We start from the raw sequence: 17,395 nt of genomic DNA, 5'->3' as shown, positions 1-17,395 counted from the left end.
GCTCGGGTTCCGCATGCCCTCTGTTTATTCGTTCCGCTAGCTTCACTCATGGGTTGATCGTGTTCTCCCCCACTTGGCGGCCCCAGACATACTCGGCCGTCAACGGCTGGCCGAGTTCGAAGTGGTTGTACGGCGCAATCGATGCACCGGTGTCCATCACCAGGTACGGCATCGGCCACAGATCACGCGTGATGGGCTGCCAGCAGCCGGGCCGGCCCTCAGGACCCCCCTTGGCGTTCACCCTGGGCAGGTTGTCCGGGTACACGTACGGGTTGGCCGCGCCGACGAGTTCCGCGCGTTCCCGCAGCGAGTAGCCATTGCCGCCAAGCGACGCCGCAGCACTCGGCGCCGCATCGTGGAAGTTGCGGATGGTGCAGAACAACGCCGGGCTGTACTCGTCCAACAGAGCGGACGTCGGCAGCAGATCCTTGGCGCCGCGGACCAGGTATGGGCCGCCACGTTCGAAGATGTCGCCGCCAGTGTTGCCGAACCCGACCGCGGCGACCAGCGCCTGATCGAGGTTGCCGCGTTGGTCGTTGAGGGTGCGGGCGGTGGTGACGGCGTTGCTCAGCCCGTCCCACAGATCCGGTGCGGCCTTGGCGTACACGTCACTCAGGTCGGCCAGCCCCGTGATGTCGTGGCGGATCTGGGGCATGCGCGCATTGAGGTCGGCCAGGATGGTGTTGCCGTTGACGATCGACTGGCCGAACTTGTCGCCGAGCCCATCGAGCGCCTGAGCCGTCGCGGTCAGGGTCTCGTTCAGCTTGATCGGGTCGACCTGTTCGGAGATCTTCGTGATGGTTTCGAACAGCGTGTTGAACTCGGTCGTCACGCCCTGCGCCTGAATCGGCGTATCTGCGGAGACGCGCTCGACCGACGGATTCGCCGGTGAGATGAACGAGATGTACTTGTTGCCGAACACTGTGGTGGCCCGCAGCTCGGCGTCGACATTCTGCGGGATGAGGTGCAGGTACTTCGGGTCGACGTCCAGGATCAGCTTGGCTTCCGGGTTGTCGTTGACCTCGACGACGTGCACCGAGGCCAGCCGGCCGATCGGCACCCCGTTGTAGGTGACCTTCGACCCCGGGTCCATCGACAACCCGGCCCGGCCGGACAGCACCGTCAGCTGCGTCTTGGGCTCGAACACCCCACGAAACTGCAACCAGGTCAGGCCGAGAATCAGCGCGGTGATCACGGCCAGCACGAGCCCCGCCAACTTGTACGGCGGCGTCCTCGACTTGTTCAGGGGGGCGTGCGGCGCGGTCATGGCGCTACACCGTGAGGTTGAAGTTGGGGTTGGTGCCGTACAGCGCCAACGATGCCAACAGAACCACCATCACGATCGCGATCAACGAGGTGCGCATCGACCTCCCCACTGCCTCACCGACACCGACAGCACCGCCACTGGCGAAATAGCCGAAGTAACAGTGGTTCAGCATCACGATGATCGACATGATGATGACCTCGAGGAAGGACCACATCACGTCGTCGACGCGCAGGAACGTGTGGAAGTAGTGCTCGTACGTTCCGACAGACTGTGCATAGAAAATGGTCGTCACCGTCTGCGCCGACAGGAACGACAGCAGGATCGCCATCGCGTACAGCGGGATGATGACGATGGCGCCGGCCATGAGTCGGGTGGACACCAGGTACGAAATCGACTTGATGCCCATGACTTCCAACGCGTCGACCTCTTCGCTGATGCGCATGGCGCCGAGTTCGGCGGTGGCGCCGGCGCCGACCGTGGAGGCCAGCGCCTGACCGGTGACCACCGGCGCGACGACGCGGATGTTGGCCAGTGCCGCGAAGAAGCCCGTGAACGCCTCGACACCGATGTTGCCCAGGGATGCGAAACCCTGGATGGCGATCAGTGAACCGGCCGAGAGGGTGACGAAGCCGATGATGGCGACGGTGCCGCCGATGACGGCCATGGCGCCGGTGCCCATGCCGATCTCGGCGACCAGCCGGAGCGTCTCACGCCGGTAGTACCGGAGCGCGTGGGGGACGTGACCGACCGCCTGCACCACGAACCATGCGACATGGCCCATGCTGTCGAGCAGCCGCGCCGGAGCAGCCGCCACCTCGGATGTACGCGAGAACGCCCGGGGAAACCGGGAGCGAAGGACGGTTGCCGTACTCATCTCAGGTCTTCGTTCCGAACCGCACACCGATGGTGGTGAGGACGACGTTGACTGCGAAAAGAGCGATGACGCACAAGACCAGGGTCTCGTTCACCGCGGTACCGACACCTTTCGAACCGCCTGCTGTCGTCAGCCCGCGGTAGCAGCCGACCAGGCCGGCGATCAGACCGAAGATCGTGGCCTTGATGACCGAGATCATGACCTCGGGGAAACCGGTGAGCAGCGTCAGCGTGGAGACGTAGGCACCGGCCGAGACGTTCTGGATGTACACACCGAAGAAGAAGCCACCGACCAGGCCGATGATGATCACGGTGCCGTTGAGCAGGAAGGCGACGAACGTCGCGGCGACGACGCGGGGAACCACGAGGCGCTCGATCGGGTCGATGCCGAGCACCTCCATGGCGTCGATCTCCTCGCGGACCGTCCGGGCGCCGAGGTCGGCACAGATGGCCGTCGAGCCGGCACCCGCCACGACCAAAACCGTCACGAGGGGCCCGAGCTGCGTCACTGCGGCCAGGCCGGCACCGGCGCCGGAGATGTCTGCCGCGCCGAATTCCGCGAGCAGGATGTTCAACGTGAAGATGATGAGCACGGTCAGCGGGATGGAAACCGCCAGGGTGGGCAGGAACGCGACGCGAATCAGAAACCAGCTCTGAAAAACGAACTCTTTCCACTGGAACGGTCGAGTGAGAAGTGCCTTGCCGGTGAGTACAGTCATCTTGAAGAAGCCACCGACCATGGACATCGGCTTTTCGAGCTGATCACGGACGTAGTCGACAACCGCGTTGGTCGATGCCGTCACCGGTGCATCCCCTGGACCTGCCGCACGCCCCCTCCTTGGCTCAACCCCGTGATCGGAATCTCCCTACTCGTGGGTAGTAAGTGAGACCACAGGACTGTACCCGATACCAGTGGGGCCGTGTACTGCATCGGCTGGATTGCGCCGCGATCCGTTAGCAAACCCCGATCCCATTCATTGTTCTGCGTGATGACCAGCAGAATCCGTTGACGGAGAATAACTTTCGCTAACGTCAATCTGCGCCCGCACGCCGAACCGCTCACGTAGTTCGGTCTTGCGCACCTTGCCCGCCGCCGTGCAGTGCCACGACGGCCACGGGCACCTCACCCCACTTCTCGTGCGGACGCCCGATCACGGCCGCCTCGACGATCGCCGGGTGCGCTGCCAGCACGTTTTCGACCTCCGCGCAGTAGATGTTCTCGCCGCCGGAGATGATCATGTCCTTCTTCCGGCGCTGATATCACCCCATCGGTCACACTTGCCACGATCGCCTCGGCGGATCCGAGCGCATGCGACACGAGGGCCTCAACAGCCTGTCTCGCAACATATTTCACCGTGCCCGGCTACTAGCGACAAAGTCGCTCGCAGCGTAGACACACAACTATCGGGACTGACGCGACACCAGCTACCAAAGCGGCCAACGTGGTTCGATGAATGTTGCCCAAGAGGCCACCGTGACCCTAGAGGTGGCTTCAGCGACTTTGTCGCTAGTAGCCGGGCAGAGCCGACATGCTTTCCGCAGCGCTGCAAATAGTGCAGCGTCACAACGAACCTGTAGCCGTGTGGGACAGGCCGGTTGCGTGACTACGCCGACAGCTGCGCTGCCCTGGCGATCAGGCTGCTGGCGAGGTGGTCCAGGGTGTCACCGGCGAGCTTCTTCACCATCAGGCTCGGGATCGGCAGCTTGGTGTCGACCTCGACGTCGAGATCCACCTGGAGCAGGGTGTTCGCCCCGAGTGACACGACGGAAAATCGCTGCTCCTGCTTGGAGAAGTGGTCGCCCTGCTGCAGCACGGTGTGAATCTGGGTCTCGGTGGGGTAGTAGACGGCGGTGATGAAAACGCCGGATTGACCCTGAATCTCGACGTCCAGCCGCAGCTGGCTGGGCCGCCCGTCGTCGTAGCGGGCCAAAATCCAGCAACCCTTGATCTCCGGGTTCCATTGCGGATACGCCTCAAAATCGGCGACGATTGCCATGATCGCCTGAGCGGGGGATTCGACTTCGACGGTCTTACTTACCAGCGGCATCCGCCGAGCATATCGACTCCAGCAGGGACCGGATCGCCTCGGGAATCGGTACCGGGCGCCGGGAGCTCCGCTCGACGTAGACATGCACCCAGTGACCCACCGCGGCGACCGGGCCGTCGGGCCGAAAGAGTCCCAGCCGGTAGGTGACGCTGCTGTGGCCCAACTGAGTCACCGATAACCCCACCACCAGCAGATCCGGAAACTGCAACTCCGAGAGGAAACGGCAGCCCGACTCGGCCACGACCCCGAGCCAGGGTGCTGTGATCGGGTCGATATGGCAGTTGGTGTTGATCCACGCATTGATCGCGGTATCGAACAGCTCGTAGTACACCGCGTTGTTCAGGTGGCCGAACATATCGTTGTCGGTCCACCGGGTGAGCACCGGCCAGTGCAGCGGAAAGTCGGCAGAGGTGGGTGCGGCGGGGGCCTCGGTCATGGCTGAAGTCTTGCAGTCACGGCGCCCTCGTTGCCGGTGAGTTCCTCGACGGCCGGTCTGACGTATAGTTCATTCAGTTTGTACTGAACGAACTATCTGGAGGGGTGTTGTCACCGGAAGAGTCCGAATTCGTCGACCGTATCGGGCTGTTCATGGAGCAGCTCGGCGCGTCGCGGACCATGGGTCGGGTCTACGGCTGGCTGATGATCGCCGACCCGCCCGACCAGTCGCTGACGGCGTTGGCCGACACCTTGTCGGTCAGCAAGGCCTCGGTGAGCACCGTCGCACGCCAACTGCAAGAGGGCGGGCTGATCGAGCGGCTGCCCAGCGCCAACCGACAGCACCGCTACCGCGTGCGCCCGGGAGGGTTCACCAGCGTGCTCAGCGTGCAGCTGTCACGGATGAAGCTCGGCATCGAGGCCGCCGAGTTCGGGCTGGCGATCCTCGACGAGAACCGCCCCGACCAACGCGAACGGCTCGAGGATTTCAAGCACTTCTGCGAATTCTCCAGCCAGGCGTACCACGACGAAATGATCGGGCTGTGGGCCCAGTACCGGGAATCACAAAGGAGCGGGTCATGACGACCAACAAGGTGGACTTCAGCTCCGTGCGCTGGGGGTCGGTGGAATGGACCAACCTGTGCACGCTCTATCTACGGGCATGCGAAAGCCGGTTGCCGCAACCGGTTCTCGGTGATCATGCGGCCGCCGAGGCCGTCGAGCGCATCGACTACGACTTCAAGCGCATGCGCCGGGCCGCACTGCCGTGGGCCAACCAGTTCCTGGTCGGGTTGCGCGCCAAGCAACTCGATGACTGGACCGTCGACTTCCTGACCCGTCACCCCGACGCCGTCGTGCTGCACCTCGGGTGCGGCCTGGACACTCGGGCCTTCCGCGTGCGGCGCCCCGCCACCGTCGACTGGTTCGACGTGGACCAGCCCGGCGTGGTCGAGCTGCGGCGCAAGCTCTATGAAGATGGGCCCGGTTACCGCATGATCGGATCGTCGGTGACCGATCCCGGCTGGCTTGACGAGGTTCCCACCGGCCGTCCCACGTTGATCGTGGCCGAGGGGCTGCTCATGTACCTCGCCGCGAGCGATGTGCGGGAGCTGCTGCAGCGCCTGACCGACCGCTTCGAGCATGGCGAGATCGACTTCGACACGATCGCCCCGATCGGCCCCAAACTGTCCAGACTGTTGAGCAACGGGATGATCAAGTGGGGCATCAGTGACATGAGCGAGGTCGAACGCTGGAATCCGCGGCTACGGCTCGTCGACCGCGTTCCGGCGTACGCCAACTACAGGACGATCCCGCTCGCGCCACAACGGCTGCTGCTGGGCTTCTTCAACGCCACCGTCGCCGGCCGCTACGACGTGTTGAACCGGTTCCGGTTCTAGACTTCGACGCCCAGCGGCGATTCGTTGCGGATGGCCTCGTCCTTGATGAGCCCGCGCAGCAACGCGGTGCTGAACTCGATGGCGATCTCCTGCGCCGAACGCCGGCCGTGCGGCCGCAGCCACCGATAGGCACCCAGGGTCATCCCGATGTAGCCCAGGGCCAACACGTGCGAGTCGCAGTCGTAGAACTCGCCGCTGGCGATGCCGCGGTCGATGACGTCGCGGACATGCTCGTAGACCTGGGTCTCGGCGCGTCGGATATAGGCGACCTGCTCTTCGGTGAACCACTCGGTGATGTAGGGCCCCTCCTGGAAGTACACCGCCGCCTTCTCCAGGTCGTTGGCGATGCCGACCATGAGCCGCCGGGTGAAGTTGTAGATCGTTTCGCGGGCCGAGGCGGTCGGATCGTCATGGAGGGCCTCGACGGTGAAATCCGCAGTGCTCTTGTAGAGGTCGTAGAGGATGAGCGACTTGCTCGCGTAGTAGTGGTAGACCGTGGCCTTGTTCAGGCCGACGGCCTCGGCCACGTCATCCATCCGGGTGCCGTGGTAACCGCGCGCGGCGAATAGTTTCGCGGCGACACTCAGTAGCTCGTCCCGCCGCGAGGTACCGTTGGCGGACGCGGCGCCGCGACCTCGTCCTGCTTCTGCATCGGATGCCATGTAAAACCCCGTACCTCACCTATCAACTCGTTGGTTGAACAGTGTAGGCAATGCCTGTTCCGCGTGGGCGTAACCGGTCTAGACTTCGCACATGGATCCGACTCCGGATTATGACGCCAGTGACGAGATCGAGTATTTCTTCAACTGGGTTCCGTGGGGCCTGCGCGGTGTGTACCCGCCCCCGGCGTATCCCCCGGTGTAGTCCACCCGTCGGCGATTATCCGACGAGGTTGATGACCAGGTTGATGGTGCACGCGATGATCACCGTGCCGTAGATGTAACTGAACAGACAGTGCTTGAGGACCTCACTGCGCAGCTGCGAGGTGGTGACGTTGGTATCGGACACCTGGTAGGTCATCCCGAGGTTGAACGAGAAGTAGTAGAAGTCGACATACCGGGGCGGGACATCGGAATTGAAGTCGATGTCCGTCGGCTCGCTCTGGTAGTAGATCCGGGCATAGCGCGCGGCGTACATGGTGTGCAGCAGCGCCCACACCGCCAGAATCGCCACCAGCGACATACCCGCATACCGGGCTTTGTCAGCGTTGTTGGCCGATGCCAGCAGGATGCCGATCGAGGCGAGACTGGCCGCGAGGATGAGCACCAGCATCAGGTCCCCAACGTCACCTTTGACATCGGCATCGCTCGCATGTTCCCGCGTCTGGTCGGGATCCATCGGCCACAGCACTGCCAACGCCCACACCACGCTGAGCCCCGCCGTGACGATGACCACCGTCAGCAGACCGACAGGCCAGTGCCCGGAAAGGGCCCCCGCGACCGCGCCGACGGCCAGGCCGGTAGCCAGGCTGATCCAGAACCTGTTGGCCCCCGATATCGACGACCGATCGCTCACAGCTCCCCCGATCACCCCGGATTCGGCTCACCGGAGCGTACCGGCAACCGACCACGGCCAAGGGCCAGACGCTGACGATGGTCAGTGCCGCGGAGCGTGATTGACTCGATACCCATGACCCAGGTGCACGGGCGGATCTGGCGAGCCGGCAAGCCGGTCGACGGCTTCATGTTCGACGAGATCTCGGACTGCCTGACCGACGAGGAGGCCCTGATATGGGCTGATATCTACGATCCGGACCATGGCACACTGCGGGCGTTGGCCGAGGAACTCGGGCTCAACATCTGGGCCGTCGAGGACGCTATGGCGCCGATGGAACGCACCAAGGCGTCCGTGTACCACACCCATACGTTCTTCACGGTCTACGCCGTGCACCTGCGCATCCCCACCGACGACATCTCGACCATCCTGGTCAAACACCGTATTTCGGCCTTCGTGCTGCCCCGCGGGCTGATCACCGTGCGGTTGCCGCCCACCGAGTCGGAGGCCACCGACTTCGACATCGATGAGGTGTCCCGACGTTTCGACGAGCTCGGCGGACAGCAGTACGGCGTCGGCGCGCTGGTCCACGGTCTGCTCGACGTCGTGGTCGACGGACATTTCGACGCTGTCCAAGAACTCGACGACGCCATCGAGTCGCTCGAAGACGAGCTGTTCGACGACGGCGGGCCGCGGCGGGGGCTGCAGCGGCGCACCTTCCGGCTCCGCAAGGATCTGGTCCAGCTGCGGCGTGTGGTCCTGCCGATGCGCGAGGTGGTCAGCACCATTCAGCATCGACGGATGGATTCGCAGATCTCCCCCGACCTCGACCCGCTCTACGCCGATCTCTACGACCATGTGCTGCGGGCCTCGGAGTGGACCGAGTCCCTGCGGGACATGGTCACCACCGTTTTCGAGACCAACCTGTCACTGCAGGACGCGCGGCTCAACACCGTCATGAAGAAGCTCACCGGTTGGGCCGCGATCATCGCCGTGCCGACGGCCATCACCGGCTTCTACGGCCAGAACGTCACGTACCCAGGGATCAACACCGTGGTGGGCTTCATCGCCAGCTCGGCTCTGATCGTCGTGCTCGTCGTCCTGCTGTACGTGATGTTCAAACGCCGCGATTGGCTGTAGCGATGCAGTGATGAGCGCACGACTCGCCCCCGTAAAAGGGATGCGTGGTCGCGCGGTGCAAATGGGAGACTCAATCGATGCCCAATCAACAGATCGGATAGAACTAGATGATCATTGGGATACCGCAAGAGTCTCAACCAGGGGAAACGCGTGTTGCCGCCACTCCGCAGACCGTCGGACAGATCATCAAGCTCGGCCACACAGTTGTCGTCGAATCCGGTGCCGGCGCGGCGTCCAGCTTCGCCGACAGTGCCTACGTAGCGGCCGGCGCGGAGATCGGGCAGCCGTGGGATGCCGACGTGGTGCTGAAGGTGAACGCACCCGACGACAACGAGATCGCCGAGCTGCGCGACGGCGCGATGCTGGTCAGCCTGATCTCACCGGCACTGAACCCCGAGCTCGTCGAAAAACTGTCCACCCGACCGATCACGGTGTTGGCGATGGACGCGGTGCCGCGGATCTCGCGGGCTCAGTCGCTGGACGTGCTGTCCTCGATGGCCAACGTCGCGGGCTACCGCGCGGTGATCGAGGCGGCTCATGAGTTCGGCCGGTTCTTCACGGGTCAGGTGACCGCGGCGGGCAAGGTGCCGCCGGCGAAGGTGCTCGTGGTGGGTGCGGGGGTGGCCGGGCTGGCCGCGATCGGTGCGGCCGGCAGCCTCGGAGCGATCGTGCGGGCCACCGACCCCCGGCCCGAGGTGGCCGATCAGGTCGCGTCGCTGGGTGCGGAGTACCTCTCGGTCGCTGACCCCGCGACCGCGGAAAATGAGGTGTCGGCCACCGGCTACGCCAAGGAGATGGGTGACGACTACAAGGCCCGCGAGGCCGCGCTGTACGCCGAGCAGTGCAAAGACATCGACATCATCATCACCACGGCCCTGATCCCCGGGAGGCCCGCGCCACGCATCATCACCGCCGACATGGTCGCGTCGATGAAATCGGGCAGCGTGATCGTCGACATGGCCGCGACCAACGGCGGCAACGTCGAGGGCACCGTCAAAAACCAGGTGACCGTCACCGACAACGGCGTGACCATAATCGGCTACACCGACCTCGCCGGCCAGCTGCCCGCCCAGGCCTCCCAGCTCTACGGCACCAACCTGGTGAACTTGCTCAAGCTGCTGACCCCGGAGAAGGACGGAAAAGTCGTCCTCGACTTTGACGACGTGGTGCAGCGATCGATAACGGTCGTCTGCGACGGCGAGATCACCTGGCCGCCGCCACCGGTAAAGGTCTCTGCCGCGCCGGTGGCCCAGCCGGCAGCCGCCACGCCGGCGGCGAAGCCAGAGAAGCACCCGATGTCGATGGGGCGCCGGCTCGGTGTCACCTTCGCCGTCGCGGCCGTCATCTTCGCGCTGATCGCGATCTCGCCGTCGGCACTGCAGGTGCACCTCACCGTGTTCGCGCTGGCGATCGTCATCGGCTACTACGTGATCGGCAACGTGCACCACGCGCTGCACACCCCGCTGATGTCGGTGACCAACGCAATCTCCGGGATCATCCTGGTGGGCGCCCTGCTGCAGATCGGCCAGCACAACCTCCCGGTCACCGTGCTGGCCTGCCTGGCGATTCTGCTCGCGAGCATCAACGTATTCGGCGGATTCGCGGTGACGCGCCGCATGCTCGCCATGTTCTCCCGCAGCTAGTGCCCACAGAAACTTCGGAGCCGATTCCATGCTCACTTTAGAAAACATCGCCACGGCGGCCTACGTCGTCGCCGCGCTGCTGTTCATCCTCGCGCTGGCCGGGCTCTCCAAACACGAGACATCCAGGGCCGGAAATACTTTCGGTATGGTCGGCATGACGATCGCCCTGACCGCGACCATCGCGCTCGCGTTCGACCGCGAGATCGAGCCGATGGGCGTGGCGCTGCTGGTCGGCGCGATGATCATCGGCGCCGCGATAGGCCTGTGGCGCGCCCGAGTGGTCGACATGACGGGCATGCCCGAGCTGATCGCCCTGCTGCACTCATTCGTGGGCCTGGCTGCGGTGCTCGTCGGTTGGAACGGCTACTTGCACGTCGAGCACGATCTGGCCGGCGCCGAAGCCGCGAAACTGACCGGCGAACACATGCTCGGCATCCACTCGGCCGAGGTGTTCGTCGGCGTCTTCATCGGCGCTGTCACCTTCACCGGCTCGATCGTGGCGAACCTCAAGCTCTCGGCCCGCATCAAGTCCGCACCACTGATGCTGCCCGGCAAGAACTTTCTCAACGTCGGGGCGTTGGTGGTCTTCTTCGCGCTCACCGTGTGGTTCGTCATCGAACCCCACCTGTGGCTACTGGTGGTGGTCACCGCGCTCGCGCTGCTGCTGGGCTTGCACCTGGTGGCCTCCATCGGCGGCGGCGACATGCCCGTGGTGGTGTCGATGCTCAACAGCTACTCCGGGTGGGCCGCGGCCGCCTCGGGGTTCCTGCTCGGTAACGACCTGCTGATCATCACCGGCGCACTCGTCGGCTCCTCTGGTGCCTACCTGTCCTACATCATGTGCAAGGCCATGAACCGGTCGTTCATCTCTGTCATCGCCGGCGGGTTCGGGATCGAGGCTGGCCCCGCCGAGGATAAGGACTACGGCGAACCCCGCGAGATCACCGCCGAGGGCGCGGCCGAGCTGCTCAGCCACGCCGACTCGGTCATCATCACCCCCGGCTACGGCATGGCCGTGGCGCAGGCTCAGTACGGTGTCGCCGACCTGGCCCGCAAACTGCGCGAGCGCGGCGTCAACGTCCGCTTCGGCATCCACCCGGTCGCCGGCCGGCTGCCCGGTCACATGAACGTGCTGCTGGCCGAGGCCAAGGTGCCCTACGACATCGTGCTCGAGATGGACGAGATCAACGACGATTTCGACGGCACCTCCGTCGTGCTCGTGATCGGCGCCAACGACACCGTGAACCCGGCGGCGGCCGAGGATCCGGGCAGTCCGATCGCGGGTATGCCGGTGCTGACGGTGTGGAACGCCGACAACGTCATCGTGTTCAAGCGGTCCATGGCCTCGGGCTACGCCGGTGTGCAGAACCCGCTGTTCTTCCGCGAGAACACCCAGATGCTGTTCGGCGACGCCCGCGACCGGGTGAACGACATCCTTGCCGCCCTGCCCGCCGCACAGCGCGTGTAACCGTCCGGGCCGAGCAGGAAACTAGGATGTGCAAGTATGCCGGTCGACCGCTTACTGCCATCCGATGAGGCACGCGAACTCGTCGCCCTGACCTGCGATATCGCCGACAAGGTACTGGATCCGATCGTCGACGAATATGAGCGGCACGAAAAATATCCGGAAGGGGTCTTCGCCCGGTTGGGGGACGCGGGGCTGCTGAGCCTGCCCCAGCCCGCGGAATGGGGTGGCGGCGGTCAGCCCTACGAGGTGTACCTGCAGGTGCTCGAGGAGATCGCCGCCCGGTGGGCCGCCGTCGCGGTCGCGGTCAGCGTGAACAGCCTGTCATCGCATCCACTGCTGATGTTCGGGAGCGACGAGCAAAAGCAGCGCTGGCTGCCCGGCATGCTCTCGGGCAGCCAGATCGGCGCGTACAGCCTGTCGGAGCCCCAGGCGGGCTCGGATGCCGCGGCGCTGCGCTGTGCGGCCAAGCGCTCCGGTGACAGCTACGTGCTCAACGGCTCCAAAGCGTGGATCACCCATGGCGGCAAGGCCGACTTCTATACGTTGTTCGCGCGCACGGGCGAGGGTTCCCGCGGAGTGTCATGCTTCCTGGTTCCCGGGGATCTGGAAGGCCTGACCTTCGGGAAGCCCGAGGAGAAGATGGGCCTGCACGCGGTACCCACCACCTCGGCGTTCTACGACAACGCCGAGATCGAAGCCGAGCGGCTCATCGGTGCCGAGGGCCAGGGTCTGTCCATCGCGTTCTCGGCCCTGGATTCGGGACGCTTGGGCATCGCCGCGGTAGCCGTGGGTATCGCCCAGGCCGCGCTCGACGAGGCCGTGCGCTACGCCAACGAGCGCAGCACGTTCGGCCGCAAGATCATCGACCATCAGGGCCTGGGGTTCCTGCTCGCCGACATGGCCGCCGCGGTGCTGAGCGCTCGAGCCACCTATCTCGACGCCGCCCGCCGCCGCGATGCCGGTCTCCCGTATTCGATGCAGGCCAGCGTGGCCAAGCTGACCGCCACCGACGCCGCGATGAAAGTGACGACCGACGCCGTGCAGGTCTTCGGCGGGGTCGGCTACACGCGTGACTTCCGCGTAGAACGTTTCATGCGGGAAGCCAAGATCACCCAGATCTTCGAAGGCACCAACCAGATCCAGCGGCTGGTGATCGCGCGGGGGTTGGGATCCTGACAGGCCGCATAATGGCAGGCAGCCCATAATGACAGGCGACTATGACACAGCCCGCGCATGCGCACCATTCCGCTCGGCACCGGATGGACCGCCGAGCACCACGCCGCGGTCTTCGGGTTGCCCGCAGAGTGACCGTCGGCCTGGCCGCGACAGCCGTGCTGGCGGGCACGGGCATGGCCTGGGCCGGCTATCACGGAGCACTCAACGGCATCACCACGTCCAATGCGCTGGCGGGCGGTCCCGCGTCGTCGGGTAACGCCGAGAACATCCTCATCATGGGGCTGGACAGCCGGCTCGATCAGCACGGCAACCCGCTGCCGCAGGACATCTACGACGCACTGCACGCCGGCGACGAGACGGTGGGCGGCTACAACTCCAACGTGCTGATCGTCGTGCATCTCCCCGGCGACGGCAGCCCGGCCACGGCGTTCTCCATCCCGCGCGACGACTACGTACAGCTGGCCGGATGCCCCTCGGGCACCTGCAAGGGCAAGATCAAGCAGGCCTACGGGCTGGCCTACCAGCACGCGATGGACCACATGGAGTCGGACACCGACAACGTGGCCGTCCACGAGCAGCAGGCCCGTGAGGCGGGCCGCAAAGCCGAGATCGCCACGGTGCGCAATCTGCTGGGTATCCCGATCGATCACTTCGTCGAGGTCACCTTGGGCGCGTTCTTCCAGATCGCCAAGACTGTCGAGCCGATCACCGTATGCCTCAACGCCGACACCTCGGATCCGTACTCGGGAGCCAACTTCCGCAAGGGCGTCCAGGAGATCGACGCCGCCCAGGCGATGGCGTTCGTGCGGCAGCGCCGTGACGTCAACGACGAGAACTTCACCGATCTGGACCGCACCCGGCGCCAGCAGGCATTCATCGCGGCCCTGGTCTCCGCACTGGGCCACAACGGCGGGCTGAACAACGCCAGCACGCTGCACAACCTACTGAACGTCGCCAAGCAGAACGTGGCCCTGGACTCCGGTTTTGATCTCGCCGAATTCACCAGACGCGCATCGGCTCTCACCGATCATCCGCCGTCGCTGTACACGCTGCCGATCAAGGAGTTCGGGCGGGACTCGCTGGGCGAGGACGTCAACATCATCGACGTACCCACCGTCCGCAAGATCGTGCACGACCTGGTCTCCGGACCCGATTCCGCGCCGACCAGTACGTCGGCGAAAGAGTCGAAACTCGACGGTCACGGTGCTGTGCTCGACGTAGTCAACGCGTCGTCCTACAGTGGGCTGGCCACACATCTGGAATCCACCTTCACCGCAAAGGGATTCACCGAAGGTCAGATCGGTGACGCACCGGCGTTGTCGGCGACCACCACGCTCGAATTCGGGCAGGGCGCCGATGCGGCGGCGCACGCGTTGGCCGACGAACTGGGACTGACGGCCGAGCCGTCCACCGGTGTCGCTCCCGGCGCCGTGCAATTGACCATCGGCACCGACTTCCCCACAGACAAGTACCTCGACCGGGGTGTCGACGCAATGTCGGGCAGCGAGACGTCGTCCGGGACTTCGGGGTCGACGACGACCTCATCGACCACGGCGAGCGCACCGGTGACCACCGTGGCCGCCACCGCGACCGGCAGCTACACGCCCGCGCCTACGGACCTGACCCGGATGAAGGTGTCCGGTATTCCGTGCGTCAAATAGGCTGCTAGAGCACCACTGTCACGCGGGTACCCGCTCCCGGCCGGGTGTCGACGTCGATGGTCCCGCCGTTGGCTTCGATCCGGACCTGCAAGGACGCCAAGCCGATGTGCCCGCTTGCGACGGATGTCGTCACCTTCGCCGGGTCGAAGCCGACGCCGTCGTCGGCCACCACCAACACGATCCGATCCCCTTTGCAATGCAGGCCGACGGTCACCTCGGTGGCGCGGGCGTGCTTGTTCACATTCGCCAACAGTTCGCGGGCTGTCCGGTACAGCAGGGCCTGCGACGCCGGCTGGCCGACATCCCCGATGTCGGCGGTGATCACCAGATCGCGATTGTCGTACTGGCGCAACAATTCCCGCACCGCCGCGGCGAGCCCGAGCTGCGCGAGCACCTGCGGGTGCAGCTCGGTGACCGTCGAACGCAACCCGGCGGCGGTCTCCTGCAGCGCCGCGCGTACCCGGTCCAGCGCTGGATCCGGAATGCGTTCGCGGATCTCGTCGAGATCCAGCCGCGCGGCCAGCAGGGTCTGCAACGGCCCGTCGTGCAGGTGCTCCGCGAGTTCGGCATTGCGGATGTCGTCGGCGCGAGCGGATTCCGACACCAAACGGCGGCGCACCTCCAGCAGCCACCGCACCCGCGCCGACCGGCGCACCAACACCAGGGACAACGCGGTGGTCGCCACCGCAAGCCAGACCAGGAAGCCCACGTTCATGTAGACGACGTTGGGCATCCCGACGTTGTCGTCGCGCTTGGAGTAGAAGATCCACACCACCAGGTAGCCGAGTGCGGTCGTAGCGCCCAGCAGCGCGGTGAGCATCGGACGGTCCTGGAACGCGATGGAGATCGGCAGCAGGAAGAACACCGGCAGCAGCGCCGCGGTGGCACCACCCGAAACCGCGCACAGCGCCACCAGCACCAGCACGTCCACGGCCGTCGACGCCCACTCCACCCAGCGCGGCGTCGGCCCGCGCAGCACCACCACCAGCCAGAGCACCGCCGCTATGGCGTACACGCCGATGATCACCGCGTAGACCTCGGGCAGCCAGTGGTCCACTTCCCACACCGAGACCAGCAGGAGGATCAGCACGATCAACGGGATCCGCAATATCGCCGACACCCGGACGGGTTGGGAGGCAAAGAAGTCGACGGTCCGTTGAAGTTGAAACGGCATATCAGTCCAGCAGCTTGCGCCGCATCGCCTCGGCGACCGCGGCCGCGCGGTCACCGACCCCGAGCTTCTCGTAGAGCCGCTGCACATGCGTCTTGACCGTCGACGGCGCGAGGTAGAGCTCCTTGGCCATGGCCGGAATGCTGCGGCCCTTGGCGATGAGATCGAGCACCTCACGCTCACGCGGGCTGAGCACCGGGGTATCGGGATCGTTGCGCCGCCGGATTTCGCCGGCCAGCCCAGCGGCCAGGTTCGGGTCGATCACGTCGCGACCCTTCGCGCAGGACAACACCGCGTTGACCAGCTCGCTGCGGGTCGACTCCTTGGACAAGAACCCCGCCGCGCCCTGCTGCAGGGCCGTGTACACGATGGCCGACTCGTCATGCGCGGAGATCAACAACACCCGGGTCCCCAGTTCGTCGCGGCTGACCGCGGCCGCCACCTGAGCGCCGTCGAGTTGCGGCATGCGGTAGTCCAGCAGAGCCACTTGGGGGCGATGGGTCTTGATGAGCTCCAGTGCGTCCGCGCCGTTGTCGGCCTCGGCGACGACGTCGATCTCACCACTGGAGGTCAGTGCCCGCACCACACCTTCGCGGAACATCGGGTGGTCATCGCCCACCACCACCCGCACCTTGTCGGCCATGGGGCACAGCATCCCACAGCGTCGCTCTTCACCGGCCGGAAAACCCCTTGGTTCTGCCGCTGGAACGGGACCCGGGACAATCACCACATGCACCTGGACGAGCTGCACTGGTTCGTCGTGCTCGCCGAAACCGAGCACGTCACCGACGCCGCGGCCGAGCTGCACATCAGCCAGCCCACGCTGTCGCGCGCGCTGGCCCGGTTGGAGGACGAGGTGGGCACACCGCTGTTCGACCGGGTGGGCCGCCGGTTACGGCTCAACGCCTACGGCGAGATCCTGCTCGAGCACGCGCGCCGGAGTTCGGCCGAAATACGTTCTGCCACTGAGCGAATCGCCGCCCTGCGCGATCCCGACACCGGAACCGTTCGGCTGGCGTTCCTGCACTCGCAGGCCAGCTGGTTCGTTCCGGATCTGCTGCGCCGGTTCCGCGTCGAAGCTCCGCGTGTGCAGTTCGGCCTGATCCAGGGTGCCGCCCACGAGATCGTCGAAGCGCTCGCCGGCGGCCGGGTGGACCTGGCCATCACCTCGCCCCGCCCGGAGGGATACCGGTGGTGCGGGCTGTATCTGGAACGGTTGTGCCTGGCTGTGCCGCGCGGACACCGGCTCGCCGGGCGGACCCGGATCCGCCTGGCCGACGCCGGCGCCGAGCCGTTCGTCGCGCTGGCATCCGGGTTCGGGCTGCGTCAGCTCACCGACGAATTGTGCGCGGAGGCCGGGATCGAGCCGCAGGTGGTGTTCGAGGCCATGGAGATCCCAACCATGGAGGGTTTGGTCGCGGCCGGTTTCGGCGTCGCGGTGGTGCCGGTTCCGCGGCCCGAGCGGGCCGAGCCGGGAGCGGTCTACATCCCGTTGTCGCAGACCTCGGCCAAGCGCCAGCTGGGCCTGGCCTGGTCCGCGGACCGTCCGTTGCCGCCCGCTGCCGAGAGGTTCGCTCAGTTCGTCATGCGTGAACCGCATGAAGAATACTAAATCTATGCAT

18 protein-coding genes and 1 pseudogene are annotated in these 17,395 nt (G+C 65.4%); 9 read left to right on the top strand and 10 right to left on the bottom strand.

Annotated elements, in window-relative coordinates; translation table 11 throughout:
• Nucleotides 1-46 precede the first annotated feature (46 nt).
• The 6 genes and pseudogenes from H276_RS0121030 to H276_RS0121005 form a co-directional block, all read right to left on the bottom strand.
• Nucleotides 47-1,267, bottom strand: coding sequence for an MCE family protein (locus H276_RS0121030; protein WP_019973262.1), 1,221 nt, complete (start codon nt 1,265-1,267; stop codon nt 47-49).
• 4 nt (nt 1,268-1,271) lie between these two features.
• A complete protein-coding gene (locus H276_RS0121025) occupies nt 1,272-2,048 on the bottom strand; it encodes an MlaE family ABC transporter permease (RefSeq protein ID WP_369758542.1) in 777 nt (258 codons plus the stop codon).
• Between the two features lie 94 nt (nt 2,049-2,142).
• Entirely contained in the window at nt 2,143-2,886 is a 744-nt protein-coding gene (locus tag H276_RS0121020) for an MlaE family ABC transporter permease (RefSeq protein ID WP_369758541.1), read from the bottom strand.
• Nucleotides 2,887-3,114: 228 nt separating this feature from the next.
• Nucleotides 3,115-3,391 (bottom strand): annotated as a pseudogene (locus H276_RS24300) (long-chain fatty acid--CoA ligase); the annotation flags it as partial.
• A gap of 353 nt (nt 3,392-3,744) precedes the next feature.
• Nucleotides 3,745-4,188: an SRPBCC family protein gene (locus H276_RS0121010; RefSeq protein ID WP_026357264.1), complete on the bottom strand. Its 444-nt coding sequence runs from the start codon at nt 4,186-4,188 to the stop codon at nt 3,745-3,747.
• Nucleotides 4,172-4,624, bottom strand: a complete 453-nt coding sequence (locus tag H276_RS0121005; RefSeq protein WP_019973256.1) for a thioesterase family protein — start codon at nt 4,622-4,624, stop codon at nt 4,172-4,174. Before H276_RS0121005 ends, H276_RS0121010 begins: the two co-directional genes overlap by 17 nt.
• 107 nt (nt 4,625-4,731) lie before the next feature.
• Between H276_RS0121005 and H276_RS0121000 the strand changes: the two genes are divergently transcribed.
• Together H276_RS0121000 and H276_RS0120995 are read left to right on the top strand one after the other, a co-directional pair.
• Nucleotides 4,732-5,205: a MarR family transcriptional regulator gene (locus tag H276_RS0121000; protein ID WP_026357263.1), complete on the top strand. Its 474-nt coding sequence runs from the start codon at nt 4,732-4,734 to the stop codon at nt 5,203-5,205.
• Nucleotides 5,202-6,020, top strand: a complete 819-nt coding sequence (locus tag H276_RS0120995; RefSeq protein ID WP_019973254.1) for a class I SAM-dependent methyltransferase — start codon at nt 5,202-5,204, stop codon at nt 6,018-6,020. Before H276_RS0121000 ends, H276_RS0120995 begins: the two co-directional genes overlap by 4 nt.
• Here H276_RS0120995 and H276_RS0120990 read toward each other — a convergent pair.
• On the bottom strand, nt 6,017-6,682 hold the full coding sequence (locus tag H276_RS0120990) for a TetR/AcrR family transcriptional regulator (protein ID WP_019973253.1): 666 nt from the start codon (nt 6,680-6,682) through the stop codon (nt 6,017-6,019). The two genes, H276_RS0120995 and H276_RS0120990, sit on opposite strands and share 4 nt — an antisense overlap.
• A 91-nt stretch (nt 6,683-6,773) precedes the next feature.
• On the opposite strand from H276_RS0120990, the gene H276_RS24890 reads away from it, so the two are divergent.
• Nucleotides 6,774-6,884: a hypothetical protein gene (locus tag H276_RS24890; RefSeq protein WP_019973252.1), complete on the top strand. Its 111-nt coding sequence runs from the start codon at nt 6,774-6,776 to the stop codon at nt 6,882-6,884.
• A gap of 15 nt (nt 6,885-6,899) precedes the next feature.
• On the opposite strand, the gene H276_RS0120980 is transcribed toward H276_RS24890, so the two are convergent.
• Nucleotides 6,900-7,517 carry a DUF1345 domain-containing protein gene (locus H276_RS0120980; protein WP_026357262.1) on the bottom strand — a complete coding sequence of 206 codons (618 nt, stop codon included), beginning with the start codon at nt 7,515-7,517 and terminating at the stop codon, nt 6,900-6,902.
• A gap of 132 nt (nt 7,518-7,649) precedes the next feature.
• Between H276_RS0120980 and H276_RS0120975 the strand changes: the two genes are divergently transcribed.
• From H276_RS0120975 to H276_RS0120955, 5 genes are all read left to right on the top strand, one after another.
• The gene (locus H276_RS0120975; RefSeq protein ID WP_019973250.1) at nt 7,650-8,654 is read left to right on the top strand and encodes a magnesium transporter CorA family protein; all 1,005 of its coding nucleotides are present in this window, start codon (nt 7,650-7,652) and stop codon (nt 8,652-8,654) included.
• A 107-nt stretch (nt 8,655-8,761) separates the two neighbouring features.
• The gene (locus H276_RS0120970; protein WP_019973249.1) at nt 8,762-10,297 is read left to right on the top strand and encodes a Re/Si-specific NAD(P)(+) transhydrogenase subunit alpha; all 1,536 of its coding nucleotides are present in this window, start codon (nt 8,762-8,764) and stop codon (nt 10,295-10,297) included.
• Nucleotides 10,298-10,325: 28 nt separating this feature from the next.
• On the top strand, nt 10,326-11,765 hold the full coding sequence (gene pntB / locus H276_RS0120965; RefSeq protein WP_019973248.1) for a Re/Si-specific NAD(P)(+) transhydrogenase subunit beta: 1,440 nt from the start codon (nt 10,326-10,328) through the stop codon (nt 11,763-11,765).
• 36 nt (nt 11,766-11,801) lie between these two features.
• Nucleotides 11,802-12,941 carry an acyl-CoA dehydrogenase family protein gene (locus H276_RS0120960; protein ID WP_019973247.1) on the top strand — a complete coding sequence of 380 codons (1,140 nt, stop codon included), beginning with the start codon at nt 11,802-11,804 and terminating at the stop codon, nt 12,939-12,941.
• Nucleotides 12,942-13,024: 83 nt separating this feature from the next.
• Entirely contained in the window at nt 13,025-14,602 is a 1,578-nt protein-coding gene (locus H276_RS0120955) for an LCP family protein (protein WP_155943211.1), read from the top strand.
• A 4-nt stretch (nt 14,603-14,606) separates the two neighbouring features.
• On the opposite strand, the gene H276_RS0120950 is transcribed toward H276_RS0120955, so the two are convergent.
• Both H276_RS0120950 and H276_RS0120945 read right to left on the bottom strand, forming a co-directional pair.
• A complete protein-coding gene (locus H276_RS0120950) occupies nt 14,607-15,776 on the bottom strand; it encodes a sensor histidine kinase (protein WP_019973245.1) in 1,170 nt (389 codons plus the stop codon).
• A gap of 1 nt (nt 15,777) precedes the next feature.
• Nucleotides 15,778-16,428, bottom strand: a complete 651-nt coding sequence (locus H276_RS0120945; RefSeq protein WP_036461513.1) for a response regulator transcription factor — start codon at nt 16,426-16,428, stop codon at nt 15,778-15,780.
• A 75-nt stretch (nt 16,429-16,503) separates the two neighbouring features.
• Between H276_RS0120945 and H276_RS0120940 the strand changes: the two genes are divergently transcribed.
• Nucleotides 16,504-17,385 (top strand): LysR family transcriptional regulator, encoded by an 882-nt coding sequence (locus tag H276_RS0120940; RefSeq protein WP_019973243.1) that lies wholly within the window; start codon nt 16,504-16,506, stop codon nt 17,383-17,385.
• Nucleotides 17,386-17,395: the final 10 nt, after the last annotated feature.

It is taken from the genome of Mycobacterium sp. 141, from assembly GCF_000382405.1.
In the GTDB taxonomy this organism is placed as follows: Bacteria; Actinomycetota; Actinomycetes; order Mycobacteriales; family Mycobacteriaceae; genus Mycobacterium.
Note: the sequence above shows the minus strand (reverse complement) of the source record. Positions and strands in the feature narration are given on the sequence as shown.

Coding starts and splice junctions, on each gene's coding strand:
- H276_RS0121030 (WP_019973262.1), bottom strand. CDS start 1,267: ATGACCGCGCCGCACGCCCCCCTGAACAAGTCGAGGACGCCGCCGTAC.
- H276_RS0121025 (WP_369758542.1), bottom strand. CDS start 2,048: ATGGGCCATGTCGCATGGTTCGTGGTGCAGGCGGTCGGTCACGTCCCC.
- H276_RS0121020 (WP_369758541.1), bottom strand. CDS start 2,886: ATGTCCATGGTCGGTGGCTTCTTCAAGATGACTGTACTCACCGGCAAG.
- H276_RS0121010 (WP_026357264.1), bottom strand. CDS start 4,188: ATGCCGCTGGTAAGTAAGACCGTCGAAGTCGAATCCCCCGCTCAGGCG.
- H276_RS0121005 (WP_019973256.1), bottom strand. CDS start 4,624: ATGACCGAGGCCCCCGCCGCACCCACCTCTGCCGACTTTCCGCTGCAC.
- H276_RS0120995 (WP_019973254.1), top strand. CDS start 5,202: ATGACGACCAACAAGGTGGACTTCAGCTCCGTGCGCTGGGGGTCGGTG.
- H276_RS0120990 (WP_019973253.1), bottom strand. CDS start 6,682: ATGGCATCCGATGCAGAAGCAGGACGAGGTCGCGGCGCCGCGTCCGCC.
- H276_RS24890 (WP_019973252.1), top strand. CDS start 6,774: ATGGATCCGACTCCGGATTATGACGCCAGTGACGAGATCGAGTATTTC.
- H276_RS0120975 (WP_019973250.1), top strand. CDS start 7,650: ATGACCCAGGTGCACGGGCGGATCTGGCGAGCCGGCAAGCCGGTCGAC.
- H276_RS0120970 (WP_019973249.1), top strand. CDS start 8,762: ATGATCATTGGGATACCGCAAGAGTCTCAACCAGGGGAAACGCGTGTT.
- pntB (WP_019973248.1), top strand. CDS start 10,326: ATGCTCACTTTAGAAAACATCGCCACGGCGGCCTACGTCGTCGCCGCG.
- H276_RS0120960 (WP_019973247.1), top strand. CDS start 11,802: ATGCCGGTCGACCGCTTACTGCCATCCGATGAGGCACGCGAACTCGTC.
- H276_RS0120955 (WP_155943211.1), top strand. CDS start 13,025: ATGGACCGCCGAGCACCACGCCGCGGTCTTCGGGTTGCCCGCAGAGTG.
- H276_RS0120950 (WP_019973245.1), bottom strand. CDS start 15,776: ATGCCGTTTCAACTTCAACGGACCGTCGACTTCTTTGCCTCCCAACCC.
- H276_RS0120945 (WP_036461513.1), bottom strand. CDS start 16,428: ATGCTGTGCCCCATGGCCGACAAGGTGCGGGTGGTGGTGGGCGATGAC.
- H276_RS0120940 (WP_019973243.1), top strand. CDS start 16,504: ATGCACCTGGACGAGCTGCACTGGTTCGTCGTGCTCGCCGAAACCGAG.